The organism is Aliiroseovarius lamellibrachiae, assembly GCF_018599245.1.
Lineage (GTDB): Bacteria > Pseudomonadota > Alphaproteobacteria > Rhodobacterales > Rhodobacteraceae > Aliiroseovarius > Aliiroseovarius lamellibrachiae.
In genome coordinates this window covers 402,574-429,024 of sequence record NZ_JAHEVJ010000003.1, presented here as the reverse complement: position 1 = coordinate 429,024, position 26,451 = coordinate 402,574, and the positions used below count along the sequence as shown (strand labels likewise).

General features: G+C 57.2%; 23 protein-coding genes, 1 tRNA gene and 1 riboswitch. Of the genes, 9 read left to right on the top strand and 15 right to left on the bottom strand.

Annotated features, from left to right (window positions below; genetic code table 11):
• On the bottom strand, positions 1 to 1,665 hold a 1,665-nt coding region (locus tag KKW20_RS07885; RefSeq protein ID WP_214567312.1), incomplete at its 3' end, for a HAMP domain-containing protein.
• 224 nt (positions 1,666 to 1,889) lie between these two features.
• On the opposite strand from KKW20_RS07885, the gene KKW20_RS07880 reads away from it, so the two are divergent.
• Positions 1,890 to 2,564, top strand: a complete 675-nt coding sequence (locus KKW20_RS07880) for an NnrU family protein (protein WP_246534502.1) — start codon at positions 1,890 to 1,892, stop codon at positions 2,562 to 2,564.
• Positions 2,565 to 2,582: 18 nt separating this feature from the next.
• Here the strand turns inward: KKW20_RS07880 and KKW20_RS07875 are convergent, their stop codons facing one another.
• The 5 genes from KKW20_RS07875 to KKW20_RS07855 are packed head-to-tail and all read right to left on the bottom strand — an operon-like array spanning position 2,583 to position 7,429.
• Complete coding sequence (locus tag KKW20_RS07875) at positions 2,583 to 4,046, bottom strand: aldehyde dehydrogenase (protein ID WP_214567311.1); 1,464 nt, start codon at positions 4,044 to 4,046, stop codon at positions 2,583 to 2,585.
• A gap of 9 nt (positions 4,047 to 4,055) precedes the next feature.
• Complete coding sequence (locus KKW20_RS07870; protein WP_214567310.1) at positions 4,056 to 5,093, bottom strand: LLM class flavin-dependent oxidoreductase; 1,038 nt, start codon at positions 5,091 to 5,093, stop codon at positions 4,056 to 4,058.
• A 3-nt stretch (positions 5,094 to 5,096) separates the two neighbouring features.
• Positions 5,097 to 6,017, bottom strand: a complete 921-nt coding sequence (locus KKW20_RS07865; protein ID WP_214567309.1) for a flavin reductase — start codon at positions 6,015 to 6,017, stop codon at positions 5,097 to 5,099.
• Positions 6,010 to 6,855, bottom strand: coding sequence for an alpha/beta fold hydrolase (locus KKW20_RS07860; RefSeq protein ID WP_214567308.1), 846 nt, complete (start codon positions 6,853 to 6,855; stop codon positions 6,010 to 6,012). Before KKW20_RS07860 ends, KKW20_RS07865 begins: the two co-directional genes overlap by 8 nt.
• Positions 6,827 to 7,429 (bottom strand): amino acid synthesis family protein, encoded by a 603-nt coding sequence (locus KKW20_RS07855; protein WP_214567307.1) that lies wholly within the window; start codon positions 7,427 to 7,429, stop codon positions 6,827 to 6,829. The genes KKW20_RS07860 and KKW20_RS07855 overlap by 29 nt, the downstream gene beginning before the upstream one ends.
• 127 nt (positions 7,430 to 7,556) lie before the next feature.
• Here KKW20_RS07855 and KKW20_RS07850 point away from each other — a divergent pair, with 127 nt between their 5' ends.
• The 7 genes from KKW20_RS07850 (at position 7,557) to KKW20_RS07820 (ending at position 13,694) form a co-directional block, all read left to right on the top strand.
• Complete coding sequence (locus KKW20_RS07850; RefSeq protein ID WP_214567306.1) at positions 7,557 to 8,243, top strand: GntR family transcriptional regulator; 687 nt, start codon at positions 7,557 to 7,559, stop codon at positions 8,241 to 8,243.
• Between the two features lie 87 nt (positions 8,244 to 8,330).
• A riboswitch (TPP riboswitch) is annotated at positions 8,331 to 8,452 on the top strand.
• Positions 8,453 to 8,556: 104 nt separating this feature from the next.
• The gene (gene thiC / locus KKW20_RS07845) at positions 8,557 to 10,368 is read left to right on the top strand and encodes a phosphomethylpyrimidine synthase ThiC (RefSeq protein ID WP_214567305.1); all 1,812 of its coding nucleotides are present in this window, start codon (positions 8,557 to 8,559) and stop codon (positions 10,366 to 10,368) included.
• A complete protein-coding gene (locus KKW20_RS07840) occupies positions 10,365 to 11,333 on the top strand; it encodes an FAD-dependent oxidoreductase (protein WP_214567304.1) in 969 nt (322 codons plus the stop codon). Before thiC ends, KKW20_RS07840 begins: the two co-directional genes overlap by 4 nt.
• Positions 11,302 to 11,511 (top strand): sulfur carrier protein ThiS, encoded by a 210-nt coding sequence (gene thiS, locus KKW20_RS07835; RefSeq protein ID WP_214567303.1) that lies wholly within the window; start codon positions 11,302 to 11,304, stop codon positions 11,509 to 11,511. Before KKW20_RS07840 ends, thiS begins: the two co-directional genes overlap by 32 nt.
• Positions 11,512 to 11,514: 3 nt before the next feature.
• The gene (locus KKW20_RS07830) at positions 11,515 to 12,282 is read left to right on the top strand and encodes a thiazole synthase (protein WP_214567302.1); all 768 of its coding nucleotides are present in this window, start codon (positions 11,515 to 11,517) and stop codon (positions 12,280 to 12,282) included.
• Positions 12,282 to 12,875: a thiamine phosphate synthase gene (locus KKW20_RS07825; protein ID WP_214567301.1), complete on the top strand. Its 594-nt coding sequence runs from the start codon at positions 12,282 to 12,284 to the stop codon at positions 12,873 to 12,875. Before KKW20_RS07830 ends, KKW20_RS07825 begins: the two co-directional genes overlap by 1 nt.
• A 90-nt stretch (positions 12,876 to 12,965) precedes the next feature.
• A complete protein-coding gene (locus tag KKW20_RS07820; RefSeq protein WP_214567300.1) occupies positions 12,966 to 13,694 on the top strand; it encodes a hydroxymethylpyrimidine/phosphomethylpyrimidine kinase in 729 nt (242 codons plus the stop codon).
• A 56-nt stretch (positions 13,695 to 13,750) separates the two neighbouring features.
• Here the strand turns inward: KKW20_RS07820 and KKW20_RS07815 are convergent.
• From KKW20_RS07815 to KKW20_RS07775, 9 genes are all read right to left on the bottom strand, one after another.
• Positions 13,751 to 13,840, bottom strand: a tRNA-Ser gene (locus KKW20_RS07815).
• Between the two features lie 76 nt (positions 13,841 to 13,916).
• Positions 13,917 to 14,645: an alanyl-tRNA editing protein gene (locus tag KKW20_RS07810; protein ID WP_214567299.1), complete on the bottom strand. Its 729-nt coding sequence runs from the start codon at positions 14,643 to 14,645 to the stop codon at positions 13,917 to 13,919.
• Positions 14,638 to 17,169 carry a DUF3772 domain-containing protein gene (locus KKW20_RS07805; protein ID WP_214567298.1) on the bottom strand — a complete coding sequence of 844 codons (2,532 nt, stop codon included), beginning with the start codon at positions 17,167 to 17,169 and terminating at the stop codon, positions 14,638 to 14,640. The genes KKW20_RS07810 and KKW20_RS07805 overlap by 8 nt, the downstream gene beginning before the upstream one ends.
• Entirely contained in the window at positions 17,169 to 18,203 is a 1,035-nt protein-coding gene (locus KKW20_RS07800; RefSeq protein ID WP_214567297.1) for a cysteine synthase A, read from the bottom strand. Before KKW20_RS07800 ends, KKW20_RS07805 begins: the two co-directional genes overlap by 1 nt.
• Before the next feature lie 80 nt (positions 18,204 to 18,283).
• Entirely contained in the window at positions 18,284 to 19,408 is a 1,125-nt protein-coding gene (locus KKW20_RS07795) for an NUDIX domain-containing protein (RefSeq protein ID WP_214567296.1), read from the bottom strand.
• Between the two features lie 4 nt (positions 19,409 to 19,412).
• Complete coding sequence (locus KKW20_RS07790) at positions 19,413 to 19,865, bottom strand: TrgA family protein (protein WP_214567295.1); 453 nt, start codon at positions 19,863 to 19,865, stop codon at positions 19,413 to 19,415.
• A gap of 43 nt (positions 19,866 to 19,908) precedes the next feature.
• A complete protein-coding gene (locus tag KKW20_RS07785; protein ID WP_214567294.1) occupies positions 19,909 to 21,126 on the bottom strand; it encodes an SAM-dependent methyltransferase in 1,218 nt (405 codons plus the stop codon).
• A gap of 206 nt (positions 21,127 to 21,332) precedes the next feature.
• Positions 21,333 to 22,571, bottom strand: coding sequence for an aminotransferase class V-fold PLP-dependent enzyme (locus KKW20_RS07780; protein WP_246534501.1), 1,239 nt, complete (start codon positions 22,569 to 22,571; stop codon positions 21,333 to 21,335).
• 225 nt (positions 22,572 to 22,796) lie between these two features.
• Entirely contained in the window at positions 22,797 to 24,428 is a 1,632-nt protein-coding gene (locus KKW20_RS07775; RefSeq protein WP_246534500.1) for a BCCT family transporter, read from the bottom strand.
• 189 nt (positions 24,429 to 24,617) lie between these two features.
• Between KKW20_RS07775 and KKW20_RS07770 the strand changes: the two genes are divergently transcribed.
• The gene (locus tag KKW20_RS07770; RefSeq protein ID WP_214567293.1) at positions 24,618 to 26,444 is read left to right on the top strand and encodes a BCCT family transporter; all 1,827 of its coding nucleotides are present in this window, start codon (positions 24,618 to 24,620) and stop codon (positions 26,442 to 26,444) included.
• The last annotated feature ends 7 nt before the right edge of the window (positions 26,445 to 26,451 follow it).

Genomic DNA, 26,451 nt, shown 5'->3' with positions numbered 1-26,451 from the left:
ATCAACCGCCGAATTGAAATCCACTCGCAGCTGGTCGTAGTTCTCACTAAAGGCATCGGTCAGTTCAACGGTCAGATCACCGTCAGATAGGCGGCTTAAGCCATCGCGAAGTGCATCAACCACCTGGTTTTGCGATGCTTCCATCACAACCCGCTGCTCCTCTGCGCGCTCGATCTCGCGCCGAGCCTCCGTCACATCATTCGCTATCAATACCACGCGCATCGCTGATCCGTCCAAATCCAGAACAGGAACAAACCCACCATCAATCACAATGGTCTGACCGGTGGCATTTTTCAGCGTGAAATGACCATAGCAGCTTTCACCTTTATTCAGTTTGGCCAAAATATCAGTAAAACTGTCAGCGCTCCCATCGATGCCAATAAAGGTCGAGGCGAAGCTATTTCCTATCATGCTGGCGCGATCTTGCCCGAAAATATTGCAAATGCTGGCGTTCAGATCCAAAATTTCGCCCGCCATATTCAGGTCGACCTTGATCTGGTTATTGTTGATTGCAGTCATCAACGCCCTGCTCACAAAGCTCTCGCTGACATCACTCCATTCGGCCACGAAACCGATCACGTCACCCGCTTCATCCCGCACAACATTCACTTTAACCTCAAAGCGAAGGTCCCCTGCCACCAGCATGGTTTGATAGGGAAGGTCTTTAGCCGCGAGCAATGTGTCGACACCGTTTTCATCGACAGCCAACTGCAAAAACGTCTCAAAGCTGGACCCGACAATGTCCGTCAAATTATAGGTCGATAACAACGACGCCAATTCATCATTCTTTGCAGTCAACAACTCGTGCATGGACGGGTTGAGCGTGCTGATCCGCAAAGTATCATCCATCATCATCAGACAAGTTGATGCACCTTCAAAAGCTGTCCCCCTGAAGCGATTTTGCGCATCCGCAAGGGCCCCTTTTTCAAGGTCTTTGGCGAAATTTTTCAACGAACCAGCAACGGCTCCGAGCTCATCGCGCCGTTTCGCGACGGGAAGTTCAATATCAAACTCCTTGGCCGATATTTTTTGCACCGCGCGCCCAATATCTGACAGGGGACGGGTCACGATGCCACGCACCCCCCACATAATCACAAGCAAGGCGATCACAAAAGCGCCGCTGGACAGAAGAACCGTATGAAGCTGTTGCGAGCGAACCAATGCATGCGTGTTTTTGGCGTTCCAAGCGATTGCCAAGACCCCCAAAACACGATCAGTGCCACGCGCCTGAACGGGATAAGCGACATACAGGCCCGAATTCATGGTTTCCACTTCACCGCTTTCCAAAGCCACATGCGCGAGTGCATCGAAGGCCTCGATATCGGCAATCTCAGGTCCAAGGGTTGTGAGCGCTCTCCCATTAGAGGCGACGGCAATCATGGTCGGCGCGTTTTCATCGTCGGGATCCACCATAGGTTCCAACCGGCGCGTGACACCATTTGCATTCATCATCTGAAACGCACCGACCAAGGCATCGGCGGTCAGCCCAGTGACCTCCAACGCCTTTGCAGCTGACAACCGATCCACGATTTCATCGCTGCTTTGAAGCGACAAGAACACCATGGTGCCCCCCGAAACCCCCACACATAGAAAGATCATCACAGCAAATTTAAAGAAAACCGACTTTAGCAGCGGCGTTTTCCTGATAGTTGTCGTTTCTGGCATCATTGCTTACCCTTTTGGTCCCAACCCGGCGCGAAATTTGATCCTCAGATTGCGCTGTCACCGAGCAATTTTCACCACCCTAAGACAGCACAAGTTGAGACTGGGTTAAAACGTCTCTCGAACTCAAAAATTTCCGCCCCTCGGCCCCGAAGACAGCCCAGTTTAAAGGTAAATTTGGGCTGGAGCGTGAGGCCGAAACGCCGTACACCACAGGAGAGCCACCTATGGAAAGCGTTGAAAATATGGACGATTGGGGCAACTACATCCTTGGATTTGCATTCTTTTTTGCGAGTCATTCTCTTCCGACGCGTCCGGCGATCAAAAGCCGCCTTGTAAAGTGGCTCGGTGCCGCCGGGTTCACTTTGGCTTATAGCGCGCTGTCGACATTTGCGCTGATTGTGTTGATCCTGGTCGCCCGCGACGCACCGCATGTCACCGTGTGGGAGTGGGCGGACTGGCAAAACCACATCGCCCTCACAGGGATGTGCGTGGCCGTTGTTTTGGTGGCCCTCACACTGGGGCGGCCAAACCCGTTGTCATTTGGCGGATGGGGGCATGACCGCTATGATCCCGATCGCGCTGGGATCATAGGTTGGGTGCGTCACCCCTTGTTGCTCGCGCTTCTGATCTGGTCTCTGTCGCATCTGCTGCCCAACGGGGATCTGGCGCATGTCATCATGTTTGGCTGTTTTGCGCTGTTTTCTCTTTTGGGCGGCAAACTGATTGATCGACGCAAAAAGCGCCAATTGGGTGTGGAAGAGTGGACACGGTTAAGCCGCACCAAACGCGCGTTCACCCCCACGCTCAACGGGGGGGTGCGCATTGTGATCGGGTTGCTGCTTTATGGTTTGATCATCTGGGCACATGAGCCGGTGATTGGCATCTCTCCCCTGCCCTAAACGCCGATCACCCAGCGTCTAACGCATCACAAAAGGATCCGGGATTGGGTCATCCGAGGTGCGCAGCCAAACGGCCTTAACCTTGGTGTAATCCAACGCGGCCTGAAGCCCGCCTTCGCGACCATGCCCGGACAATCCATGCCCACCAAAAGGCGCAATCGGGCTGACCGCACGATAGGTGTTCACCCAAACAATGCCCGAGCGCACGCGCCGGATCATCCGATGTGCGCGCGTGAGGTTCTGGGTGAAGATCCCCGCCGCCAAGCCAAAATCGGTGCCGTTGGCAATGGCAAGTGCCTCGTTTTCTGTTTCAAAGCTTGTTACGGATAACACCGGACCAAAGAACTCTTGCGTCAAACAAGGGGCATCGGGCGCGTCTGAGCAATCCAGCACCGTGGGCGGCATGTAATACCCATCACGATCAAGGGCTTGCCCACCGGTCACAAGATGCGCGCCCCGCGCCACGGACGCCTCAATCAGCGCCAAAATATGGTCCACCTGCTTCTCGGTGCAAAGCGGCCCCACTTCGGTGTCCATCGCATCTGGCGCGCCGATCACGACCTTTTTGGCTTTGGCCACCAGACGCTTTAAAAACGCGTCTTTGATGCTGTGATGCACCACCAAACGCGACCCGGCCACGCAACTTTGCCCAGAGGCCGCAAAAATCCCGGAAATCTGCGCGTTCACAGCGCTTTCAAGATCCGCGTCCTCAAACACGATGAACGGAGATTTCCCGCCCAATTCCAATGATGTCGAGGCCAGGTTGTCGGCTGAGTTGCGCACAATATGACGTGCAGTGTCCGGCCCGCCGGTGAACGCCACATGCGCCACTTTCGGGTGCTTGGTCAGGGTCGCCCCGACATCAGCCCCGCCTGTGAGGATGTTCAAAACACCTTTGGGAAAGCCCGCTTGGTCAAACAGACGCGCAAATTCCAACATTGGCGCGGGGCCATCCTCAGAGGCTTTTAAAACCACGGTGCAGCCCGCCGCCAACGCGGGGCCAATTTTCACCGCGGACAGGAACAGTTGCGAATTCCACGGCACGATTGCGGCCACCACGCCAATGGGTTCACGGCGCAACCAGACCTCCATATCCGGCTTATCAATCGGCAAATGCGCGCCTTCGATCTTGTCAGCCAGCCCGGCGTAATAACGGTAATACTCTGCGACATAAGCGATCTGCGCGGATGTTTCGCGGATGATTTTCCCGGTGTCGCGGGTTTCCAGCTCCGCCAATCGCGGCGCGTTTTCAGCGATCAAATCCGCCAATCGGTAAAGCAGTTTTCCCCGCGCGCTCGCCGTCATCTCCGCCCATTCCGGGGCAAAAAACGCACGGTCCGCCGCCTCAACCGCACGGGTCACATCGCTGGGTGTGGCCTCTGGCATGCGTGCCCATGCTTGTTCTGTCGCCGGATCAAGACTGTCGAAACAGCTTGATCCATCCTCAAAACTTCCGTCGATATACTGTTGAAATTCCTGCATATTTTCACCTTACTGAAAAGCGGGCATCACGTCATTGATAAACCGTTCAAGGGACGCTTTCTTGCGCTCAAAACTCATGCTGCTGTCGATCCAGAACGAATATTCATCATAACCCAACGCCTCATATTTCTTAAGCCGTTCAATCACCGCCGCAGGTTCGCCAATCACCAGATCGCGCTCCATCGCCTCGGGTGTGTAAAACGGATGGGCGGCGATGTCTTCGTCGGTAAGCGGCTCAATCAGCCCCTGAGTGATCTCGCGCTTGTTCATGAACCACGCACCGAAATAGCAATAGAACCGGTTCAGCTCCTCTGCCCCCAGCTTCACATCCTCGGCGCTGTCAGCCACATAGGTATGTTGCAACAGCATAATTTTGGGACGCGGCTGGTCCGAGAATTTCGCACACGCATCGTTGAACTTACCCATCAGGCTTTCAACCTCACCATCCCCATTCCAAAGCGGCGTGACCTGCACGTTACAACCATTAGAAACGGCAAATTCATGGCTGTTTGGGTCGCGCGCCGCAATCCAAATGGGCGGGCCGTTTTCCTGTATTGGCTGAGGCGAAGATGTGGTTTTCGGGAAAGGATTAAATTCGCCTTCGTTGACGTAATCCCCGGCCCAAAGCCCCTGAACCGCAGGGACCAATTCGCGCAAGCGTTGCCCCGCCTCCCAAGCATCCATTCCCGGCATAAGGCGTTCATATTCAAACGAATAAGCCCCCCGCGCGATGCCCAGCTCCAACCGCCCATCGGTGATGATATCGGTCATCGCAGCCTCACCCGCCAAGCGAATGGGGTGCCAGAACGGCGCCACAACGGTGCCCGTGCCAAGGCGCACGTTTTTCGTGTGCCGCGCAAGGTCCACGAGGTTCAGCAACGGGTTCGGCGCGATGGTGAAATTCATCCCATGATGCTCGCCGGTCCAAACCGCGTGCATCCCGCCACGGTCGGCGATTTTGCACAGCTCAACGAACTCGTCATACAGCTGTTTTTGGTCCTGATCCGGAGAGATGCGTTCCATATGCGCAAACAAGGAAAACTTCATGTTTTAAGTGCCTTCAGAGGTGATCGGGCGGACATTTCCGCGGATCTGGTTGCCATAATAAATCCCGAAATTGCCAATCCGACTTTCGCGGGCAAAGCGTTCCAACATGGTGCACATCGCAGGGTCCGCAATGTCCATCAAGGTGGTTTCACTCAGCTCGGTAAACCCCCCTTTTGTCGGGGTGCCCTCCGCCGCTTGGCATAGAAACGAGATATGCTGATGTTCGCGCGCATCATCTTCGTAGACTGAATAAATAAACCCGTGTTCGGCGCTGACACCGCTGGCGATGATCAGTTTTTCCAAGGCAGCTGATGCGCCCCCTTTGCCCACATGGGCCTCTGGCAGGGTCAGCTTGCCTTGACCGTCGTCCATCAAAAGCACTTTGCCCTCGCGTTCGATCAAAGCCGAGACCACAAGCCCGGAACCTGATCCCAGCGCCTCGACCTCAGCCGCCGCCGTCACATAGGCCCCTCGGGCATAGCCAAGCCCAGGCGCTGGCGTGGCTTCAAACCCTTCGACCTGGCCGATCATGATCAGGTGATCCCCCGCCTCAACGGTTTTGAACATGGAGCAGTCAAACCAAGCCGACACGCCCTCAAAAACGGGCGATCCTTGCGGGCCAGCCTGCCAGTTCACGGCGGAAAAACGATCCTCAACAGGTCGGGCAAACGTGTTGGACACATCCTTTTGCGCCTCGGACAAGACATTGATTGCAAATCCTTTTGCGCTCTCAAATGCCGCGTAGTTGCTTGATGAATTGGCAAGACAGACCAGCACCAAAGGCGGGTCAAGCGAGACCGAGGAAAACGAGTTTGCGGTAAAGCCAATCGGCATGCCATCCGGCCCAATTGCGGTGACAACGGTCACGCCGGTCATAAAGGCACCAAAGGCGCTGCGCAGCGCGCGGGGATCAATCTCACTCATCACTCTGCCTTTCTTCTAAAGGGCGCAAAAGCCATGCGTCCAGCGCGGAATTCACCTGATCTGGGGCGGTCAGATTGACCATGTGGCGATGCCCATTAATGACCACGGCCTGCCCGTTCCGGGCGCGATCTGCCATGGCCGCCGACATCTCAGGGGTCGAGTTTGGATCATCCGCCCCCGTTAGCGCAAGAAGCGGGGCGGTGAGGCCCGCAAAACGATCGGCATAAAGCGCATCACCCCGAGCAAAGGCACCGTAAGCCGTTGCATATCCACCCGGGTCCACCGAGGACAGCCAGCCGGACACCTGCGCACAGATTTTCTGTTCAAACGCGGAGGGACCAAACCAGCGCACCAAGGGCGTCTCAAGATCAAACTGACCATCCAGAATTTCATCAGCACGCGCCTCGACAGCCGCGCGCGCAGCGTCCGTGCGCAGAAACACGCCGTTTAACAGCGCCACACGGGCGACCATATTTGGATGCGTGACCGCGTACCCCCCGGCGATCAGCGCGCCCATGGAATGGCCCGCCAGATTGACCGGACCAAGCTTCAGATGGGACAGGACGGCGTGCAACCAGCCCACAAATTCCGCAAGCCCTGCCCCTTTTGGCAATGGATCACTGCCGCCATGGCCGGGCAGATCCAGCGCAAACACATGATGCTTGTCTGAAAATGCATCCAATTGCGGCCCCCATGCGGCGGATTGCATCCCGACACCATGTAGCAACACAAGTGGCGTAAGCTTCGGGTTGCCCACCTCGCGATACGCGACGGGCCCCAACGAAGGAACCGTCAATGATTTGAGCGAGTTACACTGAGGCTGGGTTGTCAACGTCATGCCCCAAATCCTTCAAGTCCTGATAGCGATCCCCAATCCGATGATGCGGGCGCCCACCGATCGAGGCCCCAAGGGCGATCACAATCTCATCTGGGCCGGGCGCATCCGCGACCGACAGCTGGATGGTCAGATAATGGCTGCGCCGTCCGCCATCGTTTTTGTCCATCAGCGGAATTTGCAAGGGCGCATTCGCCGGGCCGCGCGTGTTGGTGAAGGCCAGATAGGATTTCGCCCCAACCGCCTCGCGGAAATGATTGCCAAAGCGCAGGGTGTGGATAAGGGCCGAGGCATGCTCCACCTCGCCATTCACGCCAACAATTGCGGATTTCCCGTAGCCTTCGACTTTGTCGCCGCCACCGGCCGCCTCAAGCACCATTTTGGTCAGCAGCTCCCCCAACCCTGGCGCGCAGTCCAGAATTGCAGGTTTAAGGTCTTCGACAAACCCCTGCCCCGCCCAAGGGTTCTTAATCACCGCGACAGCGGCAATCATCTTCAGCGGCACGGGGGCGGTTTTTCCCCCTTCGATTAGCGTCTCTTCGACGTGAAGCAGTGTTTTACGAATTTCAGCGGGCATTTGGCACCTTTGATCCATGAGTCGTCTCGTTGCTACATGATGGTATACCATAATACCATATGTCAATCATCTTGCTCACCCCCATACGCACTGCTATCTAAAAGACTGAAATCAAACGCGGCAGATCATGACAAAACCCAGCCTGACCAAAATCGAACAGCCCCCCGCCACCCTGCGCGACATCGTTCAGGACCGGATGCGCGAGGCGATTATCGAGGGGCATTTCAAACCGGGAGAACGCCTTGTAGAACGCCCGCTCTGTGATCAACTGGGCGTCAGCCGCACCGTGATCCGCGAAACCATCCGCTATCTGGAAGCCGAAGGTTTGGTCGAAATACTCCCCGGCAAAGGCCCTATTGTGGCGCGCATGAGCTGGGAGGATGCGCAGCAGATTTACGACATCCGTCGCATGCTGGAAACCGCCGCCGCCGTCACCTGCGCACGCAATATGACACCGGACTTAGCGGCGCGCTTGACCGCCGCGCTTGAGGCGCTCAATCACAGTTACAACAATGTGCAACCCGGCGGATTATTCAAGGCAACAGCCTGTTTTTACAGTATTATTTTTGAAGGTGCTGGACATAATATCGCATGGGATATCGTGCAGCGCCTGAATGGTCGCATCAGTCGGTTGCGCGCCATGACCCTGTCATCTGATGATCGGAGCCGGTCTGGGCAATCTCATATGAAAGCGATCCATGACGCCATTCAATCCGGGAAAACAGATGCCGCACGCGCCGCGGTGAACGCCCATCTGGATGATGTCTACGCGGTGGCCGAACGCCTTTTGGGTGCGCCCAGTGATCGCCCCTGACCGCAGCCAAGACCATACCGAAAAAACGATGACCCCAAACGCGCATTCAAAATTTTTCTTGTGTATGCACCCTCAATTCGCTAGCCAAACCCCACGCAGGGGAGTCCCAACCAAGGGACTGAGAGGCGAATAGCAGCAAGTCTGCAGTGTCGCGACCCTTTGAACCTGACCCAGTTGACACTGGCGTAGGAAGCTAAGGGCGCACCCGACCCTGTAGTTGGTGTGATGTCTGAGGGAGACAAGGACGTCCCCCGTTTCCCAAGCCGAGCCTCATCTGGTGTCTTTTTGAGTTATCTGCTTGAGGAGCACCACTATGACGATCCCCAATCCTAAAATCACCACAGGTGAAATGCCCGCATCGCGCAAAATCTATGTGAAGGGGGCGATGCACCCGGATCTGCGCGTGCCAATGCGCGAAATCTCGGTTCACCCCACGGCGGGCGAGGCGCCGCTTGCGGTTTATGACAGTTCTGGTCCCTACACCGACCCCAAGATCCAAACAGACATTCAATGCGGGCTGGCGCCGCTGCGCCGCGCCTGGATCATGGCACGCGGTGATGTTGAAGAATACGATGGGCGAGATATTCAACCCGCCGACAATGGCTTTGTCGAAGGCGACAGGTTGACGCCGGATTATCCGGTGAAACCCCGCCCCTTGCGTGCAATGGATGGCAAGGCTGTGACGCAATTGGCCTATGCGCGGGCAGGACTGATCACGCCAGAGATGGAATTCATCGCAATCCGCGAAAACCAGCTCCGCGATGCGACACCCTCGCCGCGGGATGGTCATGACTGGGGGGCGGGTATCCCCGATTATGTAACCCCGGAATTTGTCCGAGATGAGGTCGCCGCAGGGCGCGCCATCATCCCCGCCAATATCAATCACCCAGAGGCGGAACCGATGATTATCGGGCGTAATTTTCTGGTGAAGATCAATGCCAATATGGGCACATCCGCCGTGACCTCTTCGATGGAAGAGGAAGTGGACAAGATGGTGTGGTCGATCCGTTGGGGCGCCGATACCGTCATGGATTTGTCGACCGGGCGCAATATCCACAACACCCGTGAATGGATCATCCGCAACGCCCCCGTGCCGATCGGCACCGTGCCAATGTATCAGGCCCTGGAAAAGGCAAACGGCATTGCCGAGGACCTGACATGGGAGGTCTTTCGCGACACGCTGATTGAACAGGCCGAACAGGGCGTGGATTATTTCACCATCCACGCAGGCGTGCGTTTGCATATGGTGCCGATGACGGTGAACCGGGTCACCGGCATTGTCTCGCGCGGTGGGTCGATCATGGCGAAATGGTGCCTGCATCATCACAAAGAAAGCTTTCTTTATCAGCATTTCGACGAGATCTGCGACATCTGCCGCGCCTATGATGTGTCGTTCTCTTTGGGGGACGGGCTGCGCCCCGGATCCATTGCCGACGCCAATGACGAGGCGCAATTTGCCGAGTTGGAAACCCTTGGCGAGTTGACCAAAATCGCTTGGGCCAAAGACTGTCAGGTGATGATCGAAGGGCCCGGACATGTGGCCATGCATAAGATCAAAGAGAATATGGACAAGCAGCTGGAGTGTTGCCATGAGGCGCCATTTTACACGCTTGGGCCGCTGACAACCGATATCGCGCCGGGCTATGATCACATCACATCGGGCATTGGGGCGGCGATGATCGGCTGGTTTGGTTGTGCGATGCTGTGTTATGTGACCCCCAAAGAGCATCTGGGGCTTCCTGATCGTGACGATGTTAAAACCGGGGTGATCACCTATAAGATCGCCGCCCATGCCGCCGATCTCGCCAAAGGTCTGCCCGGCGCGCAACGGCGCGATGATGCGCTGTCTCGTGCACGGTTTGAATTTAGATGGGAAGATCAGTTCAACCTGTCGCTCGATCCCGACACAGCACGCGATTTCCACGATCAAACCCTTCCGAAAGAAGCGCATAAAGTGGCGCATTTCTGCTCCATGTGCGGGCCAAAATTCTGCTCGATGCGGATCAGCCACGACATTCGGGCCGAGGCGCAGAAAGAAGGCATGGAGGCGATGTCAGCAAAGTTCCGTCAAGGCGGAGATCTTTACATGCCCCTCGATACGCCAACGTCAGAGCCGGGCGAATGATCACCATCGCAGGCGCAGGCGTGGCCGGTCTTGCCTGCGCATGGGAACTTGCCAGACGGGGGGCAAATGTCACGGTGTTCGAGGCAGGCGCCGCCCCTTCGGACAACCCCTGTTCGTGGTTTGCCGGCGGTATGCTCGCCCCTTGGTGCGAAGGCGAGATCGCCGAGGCCGAAGTGGTTCATCTGGGTGCAGGTGCCATCAAATGGTGGCAAAATATCACCCATGTTGAAACCTGTGGCACGTTGGTTGTGGCCCCACCGCGCGACCGCGCAGAGCTTGTCCGGTTTGCGCAGCGCACAGATCACCACCAGCGGATTGATGGCGAAGCGCTCGCTCGGCTTGAACCCGCATTGGAAGGCCGCTTCGGTCAGGCGCTGTTTTTCAAAGACGAGGCCCATATCGACCCGCGTCAGGCATTGATCGATCTAACGGCTGCGGTGCAGACCCTTGGCGTTGACATTCGCTATGACACTATGGCGCCCCAGAACGTTGATGTGGATTGCCGGGGCATGGCCTCGGGCGTGCCCGGTTTGCGCCCGATCCGCGGGGAAATGATCGTGATCGAAGCCCCCGATGTGACGCTGATCCGTACCGTGCGACTGCTGCATCCCCGCATCCCGCTTTATGTCGTGCCGCGCGGCGATGGCGTCTACATGATCGGGGCGACAATGATCGAAAGCAGTTCGTGGCGGCCAATCACGGTCCGTTCGATGCTGGAACTTTTGGGGGGTGCATTTGCCCTGCATCCCGGTTTTGGCGAGGCAAGCGTGATCGAGACAGGGGTCGGGTTGCGCCCCGCCTTTGCCGACAACATCCCCCGCCTGACACAGCAGGGCGATACCACACATGTAAACGGCCTTTACCGACATGGATTTCTGCTGGCCCCCGCATTGGCGGGCCAGTTAGCCACGCAATTTTTTCAGGAAAAAACCTATGAAAATCAAAGTGAATGGGCAGATGCATGACCTGTCGCACCCCGGCCCCACCCTCGCCCTGACCGCCACCTTGGCAAAGCTTGGCTTTACCAATCCCGCCCTTGCGACAGCGGTAAACGGCGTGTTTGTACCACGCGATGCGCGCAAAAACGTGGCGTTGGTTGATGGCGACCAGTTGGAAGTTCTGGCCCCGATGCAAGGAGGATAAGGGATGCAAATTTACGGCACACAAATCACATCACCTCTGCTGCTGGGCACCGCACAATACCCCTCGCCCACGGTGCTGAATGCGGCCATCAAGGCAAGCGGCACCCAGATCATCACTGTTTCGCTGCGTCGGGAAACCGCAAATGGATCCGGCGCGGGGTTCTTCGATCTGCTGCGGCAAAACGACTGCCATATCCTTCCCAACACCGCCGGGTGCCACACCGCGCAAGAGGCGATCACAACCGCGAAAATGGCGCGTGAATTGTTCGAAACCGATTGGATCAAGCTCGAAGTGATCGGGCATTCCGACACGTTGCAACCAGATGTGTTTGGCTTGGTCAAAGCCGCGCGGGTTCTGGCGGCGGACGGATTTAAACTTTTCCCTTACACCACCGAAGATCTGGTGGTCGGCGAAAAGCTCCTCGATGCGGGATGCGAGGTTTTGATGCCTTGGGGCGCGCCGATCGGCTCTGGCCAAGGTCTGCGCAACCCCAATGCGCTGCGGGCAATGCGCGCATATTTCCCCAACACGCCGTTGATTGTCGACGCGGGGATCGGCCGCCCATCGGATGCGGCACACGCAATGGAATTGGGCATGGATGCGGTGTTGCTGAACACCGCCGTCGCCAAGGCCGGCGACCCTGTTGGGATGGCCCGCGCGATGGCATTGGCGATCAAAGCCGGGCGCGAGGGGTTTCTGGCGGAGCCAATGGAACGGCGAGACATGGCGGTGCCCTCCACCCCAATCCTTGGCATGGCAGATCTGGGATGATGGAAAAATTCTATCTGATTGTGGGCCATGTCGCGCGGCTTGAATTGCTGATCCCACAGGGGGTCAAATTGGTACAATTGCGGATAAAAAACCAACCACCTGCTGAAGTTCGACGCCAAATCGCCCGCGCCCGCGATCTTTGTGCCGTTCATGGCACACAGTTGGTGGTGAACGATTATTGGCAAGCAGCATTGGATCTGCGGTGTGGATATGTGCACCTTGGACAAGAGGACATGGACCAGGTGGATTTTGCCGCATTGCGCCGGGCTGGGGTTCAATTCGGCCTGTCGACACATGACGAAAATGAGCTGGAGCGTGCCCTGTCCCTTGATCCCGCTTATGTGGCACTCGGCCCGGTCTATCCTACACTTTTGAAAGAGATGAAATGGGCGCCGCAAGGGCTTGATCGGGTGACGCGCTGGAAGGCGATGGCCGGGGAAACGCCGCTGGTTGCCATTGGCGGGCTAACCCCTGAACGCCTGCCCGATGTCTTTGCAGCTGGCGCCGACAGCGCGGCGGTCGTGACAGATATTCAACGCGCCCCCGACCCCGAGGCCCGCACCCGGCGTTGGCTTGCCGCGTGCGACTTTTGATGCCCCATGGCCCCTTTCACATCAGCACGTAACACATTGACAATATGCACATAAACCAGAACGCCCCCAAACCAAATCAAGGGATCTGAAATGAAACGGATCATGCTTATCGGCGGCACTGACAGCAGCGGCGGCGCAGGCCTGACCCGCGATACCGCCGTCACACAAGATCACGGTTGTCTTGCCAAACCCGTTGTCACCTGTGTCACCGCACAGACCAATTCGGCTGTTTCCCTGATCCACCAACTGCCCGCAAATATCATTTCCGAAGAGATTAAGGCCGGCTTCGCGGATACCCCGCCGGATGCCATCAAAATTGGTATGGTCGGAAGCAACGCCGCGGCCTTGGCCATCGCAAACGCCCTCACCTGCGCAATGAATGGATGTGATTTGCCCATTGTTCTGGACCCGGTCCTGAACGCCTCGTCCGGTGGTGTCCTAAGCACGCTTGAGGGGGCGGCGCCCCTGTTTCAGATTGCATCTCTGCTGACCCCAAACCTCGACGAAGCCGCTACGCTCAGCGGCCAACCGCTTGCCAAAACGAGCGTAGATCTGTCCCGACAAGCAGGCATTTTACGCAGACACCGCGCGCAGGCGGTGCTGATAAAAGGTGGGCATCGACGCGGGGAGCGTTGCTGCGATCAGCTGTTTGAAGAACAGAATCGTCGAGAATTTTGCCTCCCGCGACTGGCGCAAAGCAAACGCGGCACCGGATGCACGCTTGCCACGGCCATTGCCTGCCAATTGGCGGCTGGTCATGATTTACAAAAGGCCTGCTGGCGCGCGAAAATCTACGTTCAGGCCTGGATGTCACGATAGGCAGCCGCTCCTGACGCAAACGACATTCAGTACTGCAGAAGATCGAGGGGGGGGGCTGGCGGACAGGAAGGGATTCGAACCCTCGAGACGGTTCCCCGCCTACACACTTTCCAGGCGTGCGCCTTCGACCACTCGGCCACCTGTCCGAGGGCGTTGTTAAGGGCAAACCCGATGGGTTTCAAGCATCTTTCTGCCCGATTTCAAAAACAATTTCGCCACCGCTTAATCAATGAGATGAAGCGCCACGCGGCGGTTCAGGCGGCCTTTTTTCTCGATCTTGCCAATGCGGATTTTACCGATTTCAGCACTGGATTTCACATGGGTACCGCCACAGGGTTGCAAATCCACCTGTTCCACGTCCGTACCCATGCGCACCAAACGCACACGCCCTGCCCCTTTGGGAGGTTGGACCGACATTGTTTTCACAAGACCGGGGTTTGCGGCCAATTCCTCATCGGTAATCCATTGTTCTGAAACGGTAAGATCACGCGCGATCAAGGCGTTTAATGCCTGTTCCAACGCTTGCTTATCCTCGGGAGGTTGCTCCATCGCGAAATCCAGCCGGGATTTTTCCGCACCGATTTGCCCACCGGTGACGGGCAGCGGGACGATCACCGACAAAAGATGCAGCGCAGAATGCATGCGCATATGGCGCAGGCGAAGATCCCAATTCAAATGCTGCGTCACCTCGGTGCCAATTGCGGGCAATGAGGCGCCGTCGTCCGGGACCATGACCGATGTGATCGCCCCCTCAAAGCTGCCTTTCACCGTGGTCTGCACAGCCATTTCGCCCCCCTGCCAGCTCAGCCGGCCTTGATCGCCGGGCTGACCGCCGCCTGTGGCATAAAACAAAGGGGTATCAACAATCACGCCGCCTTGGTCAGAATGCCCGATAACTGTGGCCGGGGCCTCTGTCAGATACGCATCTTGCAGATAAAGCGCCTCACTCATCGCCCTCCCCTTCCACACCTTCGTCCGCGTTGTTTTGCATGTCTTCCAAGGTTGGGCTCACAGGGGGATTGGCCTGTTTCTTGCGCTTTCGCTGTGTCTTTGGCTTTGGTTTGGGCTGCAACGCTTCTGGGTTGCGCAACCACAAATCGCGCTGTGCAAATGGAATTTCAAAGCCTTCTTCAGCAAAGCGTCGCGCAATCTCGTGGTTCATTTCGCTTTTCACCGACAAGGAGTAATTCACATCACTCAGGATCGCGCGAATTTCAAACTCCAGCGCATCCGCCCCAAATGAACTGAACAGCACACTGGGTGGCGGGTTCACGGTCACCATCGGATGGTTTTCCGCCACCTCGCGCAGCACCTCTTCGACCCGCTGGGTGTCGGTGCCATAGGCCACCCCAACCGGCAGAATGATCCGCCCAATCGCATTGCCACGAGTATAATTGGTCACAACGCCAGAAATCAGGTCTGAGTTGGGCAGGATCACGTCCGAACGATCAAAGGTCTCGATCCGGGTCGAGCGCACGGAAATGTCGCGCACATACCCCATCTGCCCGCCCACCTCGATCCAATCCCCTTCGGAAATTGGCCGTTCTATCAAGAGGATAATGCCTGACACAAAGTTCGACACGATGTTTTGCAGACCAAACCCAATGCCCACCGACAAAGCCCCAGCCACAATCGCCACCGAGCTGAGGTCAAGCCCCGCCGAGGTGATCGCCACAAGAGCCGCGAGGAAAATCCCGACATATCCAACCCCAGCAGAAATCGCATTTTGCCCGCCGAGATCCAGTTTTGTTTTCGGCAGGATCGAGGTTTTCAGCATGGATTGCAGCAAACGTGTCGCCGCATAGCCGACCACAAACACCATCGCAAAAATCAGGAACGTGCGCGGCGTGACGGTGGCATCTCCCAGCTTGAACCCGGCCATTACCTTGGTCCACAGCTCTGTCAAATCGGTGGTCCGCGCGCCCCAGATCAACGCAAAAACCGGCAACGACAGCACCGTGGTGCCAAGAGAAATGAGAATAGGCCAAAGCGCCTGCTCCGCCTCTTCCTCGTCGCGTTTGGCGATCACGCCGTAAAGCCCAATGTAAAACCGATGCAGAACGATCAAGAACGCCAGCAACGCAAGCGTCAGCACCCAGGGGCCCAACAACCAGCTTGCCAAGGAATTATACCCAATCGCGGCGGCCACCGGCCCCACAAACCCAACCAACGTCGTGGCGGTTGAAACAAGGTTCAACACATTGTTGCGAAAGGCACCATGCTGTTCGTCACGCGCGCGCAATTGCGTGTGCAGCCGCAACAACCGCCCAATCCGCACAAGGAAATATCCGATCAACGCAATGACCGGAAACAGCAGTACCGCGTGGGTGGCGTCGGAATACCCCTCATAATTCGAAACATTTCGAAACAGCGCCCAGAACGCCAAAAGCACCCCCAAAAAGGCCACATTGACCCGCGCCTCGGTCCGGGCAACAGCCGAGGGCAATTCCAGCACGGTCCAGTTTGCGCCTTCGATCCCAAACACCCGGTTGCCAATCCAGAGCGCGCCAAAGATCAACATACCCATTTGTGGTAAAACATCCGCAACCACTTGGCTGCGCAATCCTAAGACCCCCGCAAGATAGAGCGCAATCACCAGAAAATAGATGCCGATCTGCGGCGCGATCACTTGGCCCAGAGAGACAACAAATCCGACAACGCCCCGCGACAACCCGCTGCGTTTGCGGCGAAGATAGGCCCCAAGCTGCATCATCCAATGGCGGCCCCGCAGCAGCAAAACGGCCCCAACGGCCAAAAACACCAAAGTGATCGGAAGATCCTGCTGGAAATCCTTTCGCTGGGCGTCGCTGCCCCAACTCGTTTCCAATTCGGCCCAGGCCAATCGGGCTGACGTGCGGACATCAGCCAAAGCCTGCGGCCAAAGCACCGGGTTCATCGGCGTTGGCCCTAATTTTACAATCTGGTCGGCCTGACGGCTACGCATCAATCCATCGATTTCTGAAATCAGCACATTTGAACGCGAAAACGCCTCTTCTGCGGTTTGCACCGGCACACGGGCCGCGTTTAATTCGGCGGTCAGCTCGGTTCGGCGTTGGGTCAGAATTTCAGGCTCCACGCCCGCCTGTTCTGGTTCCGGCCCTAAAGTGGAAATCTGTGTCTTTAACGTATTGATACGGATGGAGTTTTCTTTTTGCGCGTCTGCGAAAAGCTCGCGCCATTGCGTTAAATCCTTGCGCAGGTCCGCCATCACCTGGTCCGATGCTCGCCCCACATCCAGCGCCTGCTCGACCCGATCTGCCAGCTGGCTCCATGCCGTGTAATCTGGCGCGCCGTCCCCTAAGACAACAACCGCCGACGGCTCACTATCACCTGTTGGCTCTATCGCACGAGTGTTGGTCGTGTTGGAAACAGAAGCGGGCGCTGCAACTGATGCAGCACCCTCCGTCGCGGCCTCTTGCGCCATCGCCCCCAAAGGCAACAGCGCAACACAGGCAGCCAATAACAGCTGAAACATCAGATATCCTCAAAAACCTCTGGCAACAGGGCGGGATCACGATCCAGCCAAGCGGGCACAGGAAGCTCTTTTTCCTTCAAAAACGCAGGGTTAAACAGTTTTGACTGATAGCGCGTGCCATAATCGCACAGCACCGTCACAATCTTATGTCCCGGTCCCATCGCGCGCGCCATACGCACGGCACCGGCGATATTGATCGCCGAGGATCCGCCAAGGCACAGGCCCTCGTCGCGCAGCAGATCAAACACATAAGGCAGCGCCTCTTCGTCGGGGATCTGGTAATTCATGTCCGGCGTGAACCCTTCGAGGTTCTTGGTGATGCGCACTTGGCCGATCCCCTCGGCAATCGAGCCGCCCTCCATCGCGATCTCGCCGGTGGTGTAATAGCTGTAAAGCCCCGCCCCCATTGGGTCGGCCAGGCCAATTTTCACGCCCTTGGGTTGCAGCACCTCGGCCACGCCCGCCAAAGTCCCGCCGGAGCCCACCGCACAGATAAAGCCATCGACCTTGCCGTCGGTCTGATCCCAGATCTCTGGACCGGTGGTTTCCACATGCGATTGGCGGTTGGCGACATTGTCGAACTGATTGGCCCAGATCGCACCATTAGGTTCGGATTGTGCAAGCCGTTCGGCCAAACGGCGCGAATAATGCACGAAATTGTTCGGATTTCGATAGGGTGCTGCGGGCACTTGTACCAGTTCTGCGCCGGCCAAACGCAGCATATCTTTCTTTTCTTCCGATTGGGTTTCCGGGATCACGATCACGGTTTTATACCCCATCGACGCGCCCACCAGCGCCAGACCAATACCGGTGTTGCCCGCTGTGCCTTCGACAATGGTGCCGCCCGGCTGCAACGCGCCGCGCGCCACCGCGTCTTTGATGATGTAAAGGGCGGCGCGATCCTTGACCGACTGGCCCGGGTTCATAAATTCGGCCTTGCCAAAAATCTCACATCCGGTGGCGTCCGAAACGGCGTTCAGACGGATCAGCGGCGTGTTGCCCACTGTCGCTGCAAGATCTTGTTTGATATCCATGTTGTTCCCTTTTCGCGCGCGCAAATTCTGTCGGTTTGACCGTCTGTTCCTGTTATGTGTAGGCGCGCGGGCGCAGGACTTCAAGAAGCGTGGCGCAAGCGATCACGGTTTTGCGACAGCCACATGGCCGACAGCAAAAGCGGCGCATTGTCCGCCTCGCCACTGGCAACCAGCCCCATCAATTGCTCGAAACTCAGGATATGGCTGCGAATGTCTTCGGCCTCGCCCAACACCCCGCCCAATCCCGCGACCTCGTCTGGCAGATCACAGATCGCCACATAGGAATACAGGTATTCGGTCACAGCACCGGGGGTTGGATAGTAAAACGCCACTTTTTCCAGCGCACCCAGGGTCAAATTGGCCTCTTCCAACGCTTCGCGATGTGCCGTCGCCTCTGGTTGCTCGCCGGGGTCAATACGCCCCGCAATGGGTTCCAATATCCACGGGCGCTGATCGCCACGCATATACGGCCCGATGCGAAACTGTTCGATCAATAGCACACTGTCGCGGCTGGGGTCATAGGGCAGCACCGTGACCGCATCACCGCCCACAAACGCGGCGCGGTTGACCTTTGGGCTCATTGTGCCGTCAAAACGCGGAAAGGACAGATCCTGTTCTTCAACCGCAAAGAAATTTGTATAGGGGCGCATGTGGCGTGACACCTCGACCCGGTCCGGTCCCCAATCGCTGCGCAATTGGGCCGGGGCAGATGTCGCGCGCGCGCGCAGTTTACTGGCGGCGCGCAGGCGGATCATGGCAAAGCGCTGCGCCACCTCTTCGACGCTCAGGATGCCCATATAGGACATGACCTCGCGCGCGGCCTCCAGTGTGATCTCGCCCCAATCCTGCGCCCAATCCGTCAATGACCACGGCGCGCCGGCGGTCCAAAGACCGGGTTGTGGAACATAAACCTCTGCCGTGGCGGGGCCGGCCTTGGTGATCACGGTCATTTCGGTCAGCGCAAAGGCAAAACCGCCCTCATAGTGGTTCAACCGGGCAATCGCCTGTTCTGACAGCCCCTCGACCAACAGACCGTCTGCCTGTCCCCCCGGCTGGGGCGTGATCATCGGGAAAATCTGATCTTTGGCCCAAAAGACCGCGTGATCTGGCAACCTGGCGGCGCGCGCTGAAAACGACTGGCCTGCCAACACAAGATCAAGCAAAGGTTGATGACACAGCGTGCCATAGAAAAACAGGCTTTTCATGTTGTTACGACCACTTACGCGCGGTGCGTTGGGTCAGCCAGCCGCCCAGAAGGCTGCCGACAACCAAGGTGCCAATCACATCTGGTTGCGACAACATCAGCCCAAATTCCAGACCAATTTCCACCACCGCCCGGATCGCCTCGACCGGGCCATCATAGGATTTGCGCAGCGACAAGCGTAGCATTTCATACCCCGAAAAGGAAAACAGACCCAGAAACCAAAGTAAAAATCCAGTCGACAGTCCAATGCCAACAGCACCGCCCATCCCCGATCCAATGCGCTTCCCAGTAAAACGCCAGCCGACCAACAAGCCAACCGCCGCCAGCCCCGGTGACAGCCATTCAAACGACCGCCCCTCGGGCAGATAGGGTTTGGTCAGATCGGCGACAAACCACCCCAAGGCGGCAAAGAAAATACTGGCCACGAGTTTCGCGGCCGTGGGCATTTTGCTGGGCATACTGCTCTCCTCCTTATCAGGGACAGGACCGCAGGTTTTGCGGTCACGCCCGGCTTGCTGCCGGGTTCTGGAGTGTCACCTGTACCACATCACAATTACCCGAGTGGAACGCCGCTGCACAAGACGTCAGGTAAAAATTCCACATTCTGCGGAACTTATCATCAAATCCCAATCGCGACACACGGGCCCATTTTGCGTTGAACACATCGTGCCAACGGCGCAGCGTGACCGAATAGCTTTCGCCAAAGGTGATTTGATCGCGAAACGCAAGCCCTGCGCGTTCCACCTCGTGCCTAAGCCGGGATTTTGACGGCAGCACCCCACCTGGGAAGATGTATTTCTGAATGAAATCAACACCTTTTCGGTATTTGTCAAAGCGGGTTTCGGTGATGGTGATGATCTGAAGCACGGCTTGCGCGCCGGGGCGCAGGCATTTGCGCACGGTCTCAAAATAGATCGGCCAGTATTTTTCACCGACCGCTTCAAACATCTCGATCGAGGCAACGCCGTCGTATTCCCCTGTCTCGTCGCGGTAATCCTGCATCCGGATGGTCACAAGCTCCGACAGGCCCGCCTCATGGATGCGCCCCACCGCAAAATCATGCTGTTCCTGGCTGATCGTCAGCCCGGTGACGCGCACCCCGCGCCGCGCCGCATATTCCGCAAATCCGCCCCAGCCGCAGCCGATTTCCAGCACATGATCCCCCGGCCCCACGCCCATTTGCTCAAGCATGGACGCGTATTTTTGCTGTTGCGCACGTTCCAGGCTTTCTTGGCCTGACAAAAACAGCGCCGAGGAATAGGTCATGCTGTCATCCAGCCATAACCCATAGAAATCATTCCCTAAATCATAGTGATACGAGATATTTTTGCGGGCTTGCCGACGTGAATTTCCATTCATCACATGGCGCATCCGCTCATAGGCCCGTACAAAGATCATGCCCGGAAACCCGTCATACAGCATGTCATTGTCATCCTGCACCAGATCCAGAAACGCCTGAAGATCCGGGGTCGACCAATCGCCTTCGATATAAGCATCGCAAAAGCCAAGATCCCCTTCGCGCACCAGCCGCGCAAAGACATCCGGGTTGTGGATGTGAAGTTCGGCCACCTGCCCGCCCCCCTCTCCGCTGGCACGAAACCGTCGCCCATCGGGTAGGACAAAATCCAACTGTCCCCGGTTCAATTTCTGAGCAAGGTCAAAAACGCGTTTGAAATAGCGTGGCAGGCCGGTTTGGCCGCGTGTTGTAAACAGGATCATGGCTCCCCCCGAGGCTATCCCTGAATGGCAATAGGCTAGGCGCAGAGGGGGTTGGCTGGCAAGATGGTCGTTCTGCACCTGCAGAATGCCGTGCTGCATGGGCGAAAGGACGCCGGTTCACCGCAAATAGGCGGGAAAGGACATCCCATCAAAAAGGGGCACCGCAGCGCCCCTTTTTCTTTGGCTTATTTTCCCTGGCCTCGCGTCTACAGCACCTGATCCAAAGCCGCGATCAGTTTGCTGACCTCCGCCTCGGTTGTGTAATGGGTAAAGCTGACCCGCAGCACGCCGTGGGCCGGGTCCACGCCCTGTGCGGCAAGCGCTCGCACGGCATAGAAATCACCTCCACCCGCCATAATGCCCATTGAGGCCAGCCTCACCGCCAGCTCTTCACCGGGAATTTGCGACGCCAGTGCCACAGTTGGCGCGCGGTTGGCGGCCTGATCTGGGCCCAATAGGCGCACCGAGTTCTTGGCGCTTGCGTAATCCAGAAGCGGTTGCAGCAACGTCGCCTCATGATCCCGCATCAAGGAATGCGCGGCCCGTGCTGCCGCCGCACCAGACGCGGCGTGGCCATGATGCGCCGAAAGCGCCTCCATATAATCCGCCATGCCAGCCGAGGCCGCAATTTGCGCGTGATCCGGCCCCGCCGGGGTGAAGCGTTTATAAAGGCTGTCGGCGTTGAAATAATGCCCTTGGTTGGGCAACGCCTCGCCCAAACCACGCCGAATGATCATGATGCCTTGATGCGGCCCATAGGTTTTATAGGCGGAAAACAGGTAAATATCCGCGCCCAGCGCGTTCACGTCCACAAACCCATGCGGCGCATAGCTGACCCCGTCGACGCAGGTATAGGACCCATTGGCGCGCGCCTTGGCACAGATCAAAGCCACGTCATTGATCTCACCCACCACATTGGAACAATGGGGGAAACAGACCAGTTTCACCTTTTCGTCCAAGAGGTTATCAAGGGTTGCCACATCCAAATGACCGGTTTCAGGGTCAATCTGCCATTCCCGCACCTCGATCCCTTCCTCCGCCAAACGGCGCCACGGGCCGGTGTTGGCCTCGTGGTCCTGATTGGTGACAATGATCGCATCGCCCGTGTTCAGGTGCTGACGAAAGGCGTTGGCCAGAACATATGTGTTCTGCGTGGTGGATGGCCCAAATGACAGCTCATCGGTGTCGACCCCCATCATCGCCGCCAGACGGCTGCGCGCCTCATCCATTTCCGCGCCCGCCAAGGTCGACGCCTCATAAGGCGCATAGGGTTGTACCTTACGTTGGGTGTAATAGCGGGTCAGGCGGTTTATCACCGGCGCGCAAGTATACGACCCGCCCGCGTTTTCAAAAAAGGCCTGATCCTGCAACACATCCTCGGCAAAGGCCGGGAATTGGCTGCGCACCCATGTGGTGTCGAGTGTTGTGGTGGTGTCTTTCATCATTCTCTCTCACTGTCTGAGAGCACGCGGGACCTATGTCAGACCGGCGCGCCCATGTGGCTCCGTTCCGGCAGGTCTTCCAGCCAGCGGTGCAGATATGGCTCTGCCCCGCAGCCCGCCTCTTGGGACGGTCCTTTCCCAATGGCTAACGTGTTGGGGTATTGGGCGTCAAGTCCAACAAAAAAGGGCCCTCAACTGAGAGCCCTTTTTAGGGTCATGTCACAGCAATTACTTGCCTTTGCTCTCGGCGCGCAGACCCAAGAAGATCGACACGCACATCAGCACCAGCACAATGGCAAAGGGAAAGCCCGTTGCAATGGCCGCGGCCTGAAGTGCTGCAAGTCCGCCCCCCAGCAAAAGCGCAATGGCAATCGCCCCTTCCAGGATGCACCAGAACACGCGCTGTGCGGTGGGGGCGTCGGTTTTGCCCCCGGCGGTGATCGCATCAATGACCAAGGATCCGCTGTCCGATGAGGTCACAAAGAACACGATGACCAGCACAATGCCCACAAAGCTGAGGATCCCGGTCAGCGGGAAGGCTTCGAACATGGTAAACATCTTAAGCTCAAGCGCTGCGTCTTTCAAAGCTTGGCCGCCCCCGGTCATCGCATCCCCCATGACTTGATCCAAAGCGGCCCCACCAAAGACCGACATCCAGATTGCGCCAACCACAGTTGGGATCAGCAAAACGCAGATGATGAACTCGCGCACCGTGCGCCCGCGTGAGATGCGCGCGATGAACATGCCCACAAAAGGCGACCAGCTGATCCACCACGCCCAGTAAAATGCGGTCCAGCCTTGCATAAAGTTACTGTCTTCACGGCCAATGATGCCCGAAAGCTTCGGCAGGTTCACCGCATAGGCCCACATATTGTCGAAAAACCCGGTCAGGATTGCCACAGTTGGCCCCACAATGACCACCAAAACCAGCAAAGCCCCCGCAAGGATCATGTTCGCCTCGGACAGACGTTTCACGCCTTTGTCCATCCCAGCCACAACCGAGGTCAAGGCAAAGCCGGTGATCACGATGATCAGCAACACTTTCATCCCATCAGAGACCGGCACACCAAACAGATAATTCAACCCGCCCAGCGCCTGTGTCGCGCCCAGGCCAAGCGAGGTGGCAAGACCAAAGATAGTTGCGAAGACCGCTAAAACATCAACAACATGGCCCACGGCCCCCCAAGTGGCCTTGCCGAACAGCGGGTAAAACACCGAGCGCATGGTCAGCGGAAGACCCCGGTTGAAGCTGAAAAATGCCAATGCCAGCCCCACAACCGCATACACCGCCCAAGGGTGCAGCCCCCAGTGAAAGATGGTTGCCGCCATCGCGAGATCTCGCGCCGCTGCCGGATCCCCCGCAGCCGCCCCCAAAGGCGCCCAATCCGTACGCATACCGCCCTCAACAGCGATGCCCCCCAAGGAGGCCCCATAGTGCGAAATCGGTTCCGCCACGCCCCAGAACACAAGGCCAATGCCCATGCCCGCCGCAAACAGCATCGAGAACCATTCCATATAGCTATAGTTGGGTGTCGCCGTGGCGCCGCCCAACCGGATCTTGCCATAAGGCGAAACCACAAGCGCCAGTGAAAACAGCACAAAGATATTGCCCGCCAATAAGAACACCCAGTCGAACTGGCGCGTCAGTGCCGGGCGCAACCAGCCAAAGAATGCCCCGGCCTCGTCTTTGAACACCAAGGTAAAAAACACAAACGCCAAAATGGTCAGCGCAGACACGCCGAACACTGGATTGTGGATATCCAGACCCATGATCTGAACATTGTCCTGCCCAGCCTCATATGTGGTCTCTTCTTCTTGCGCCATGTGGCCCCCGTTTTTTTGCATATTTTGTCCAGACATCCCTGTCTGGAACCGGGGATTTAATATGGGTTCAAAAGACCTCGCGCGGTGCATTTCCGACATTTTCGTCGCAAATGGCCGGTATTATGTCCATAGTGAGTATTGGTGAACAGGTGAAGTGTCCCACTCTGGTTCGATGGGACATAGGCGAAAGACCTGTTTTCCTAAAACTATAAAAGGACAGGGAACATGAGTATCAAACCACCGTTTACGGAGCTTGAGATTAACAAGGCTTCGTCTGGTTTTTACGAAGGGAACAGCCTTCCAATCGCTTTGATCTCAAAGGGGATCATGGTGGCGCTGGTGATTTGGGCGCTGGTCTTTCCAGCCAATGCAAATTCCACATTGGGAAGCTTGAACTGGAAACTGCTAGAGGGGTTCAATTCTTTCTACATCGTTATCGTTGGCTTCTTTCTATTCTTTCTGGCCGTCGTGGCCATTCTCCCCTCAACAGGGCGGCGGGTGATGGGGCTGCCCGGACAAAAACCCGAGTTTTCGAACTTCTCGTGGTTTTCGATGATGTTCGGCGCTGGTCTGGGTGTGGGGCTGATGGTCTTTGCGACCGCGGAACCGCTGGGCCTGTGGGGATCTAACCCTGTGGTGCTGTCAGGGGACGTTGCCCCCAACACCGAAGAGGCACTGCAATCGGCGTATCGCTACACCTTCTTGCACTATGGCTTCCATGCCTGGGCGATTTACGTGATGACCGGCCTTGCGCTGGCGTATTACGCCTATACCCGAGACATGCCGCTGACCATCCGTTCCGCGCTGACACCGCTGTTTGGCAAATACGTGAATGGCTTCTTTGGTCATATCGTTGACGTGCTGGGGGTTGTGGCGACCATTCTGGGTGTGTCTGTGACCATCGGCTTTGGGGTTAGCCAGTTCATCGACGGGATGTATGCCATCACCGGAATGGAATGGATGATGGATATGTCAGGTGACGCCCCTGCCCCGGGCAAAGTCGGTCTTGTGGCCGGTCTTGTGGTGATTATGGCGATGTCAATCATCTCGGCGGTTTCCGGTGTCGGCAAAGGCGTGAAATACCTTTCAAACCTGAACCTCGTTCTCTCGCTGATCTTGCTGACCGTGTTTGTGGTCTTTGGCTCGTTTGCCTTTGCAATGTCCACATATGGAGCGGCCTTCATCGATTACATCCTGCATATCGTACAGCTGTCATTTGGCCCTTACGGTCCACAAGCGGCTGGTGACTTTGCCAATGCCCTTCCCGAGGCCGCGGCCCCCTTTGCCGACGCCCTGAAAGGTGGCGCAACCAACGCATGGGGCAGCTTTGATGGCTTTGTCTCGGGTCTGGAAGGCGACGCCGCCGCCCTGCCCCAAGATGTGCTACAAGCCGCCTATGCGGCCGGCGAACCTGCCCGTCAGTTCGGCTGGCAAGCGGGTTGGACCACGTTCTACTGGGCATGGTGGATCGCGTTCTCACCCTTTGTTGGCCTCTTCCTGGCCCGCATCTCCAAAGGGCGCTCCGTGCGTGAATTCATCATCGGCTGCGTTTTCGCACCCGCTCTGGTGTGTTTCGCCTGGATGACCATCCTTGGTGGCACCGCGATTGATCTGGAACTGACCGGTGGGGCCGAAGGTGCCATCATCGGTGCCTCAAACACAGCCAAGCTCTTTGTGACCTTGGGCGAGATGATCTCAGGTCCGTTCCTGTCGATCATCACCGTCATGTGTGTGGTTCTGATCATGACCTTCCTCGTGACCTCAGCTGACTCCGGCATCCTGGTGATGAACACCATCATGTCCGGCGGCGAGCAGGAAACCGGCATCAAACACCGCATCGTCTGGGGTGTGATCCTGACACTGGTGATTGGCACGCTGCTTCTGGCGGCCGGGGAAAACAACCCGATGGACGCGCTGAAAAACGCGATGATCATCGGCGCGTTGCCCTTTACCGCCGTGATGGGCCTGATGATGGTGGCGCTTGCCAAAGCGCTCTATCGTGACGGTCTGCGCGACAAGCACAACGCGGTTCAGGAACAACCCGCCGAGTAAGCTTTTC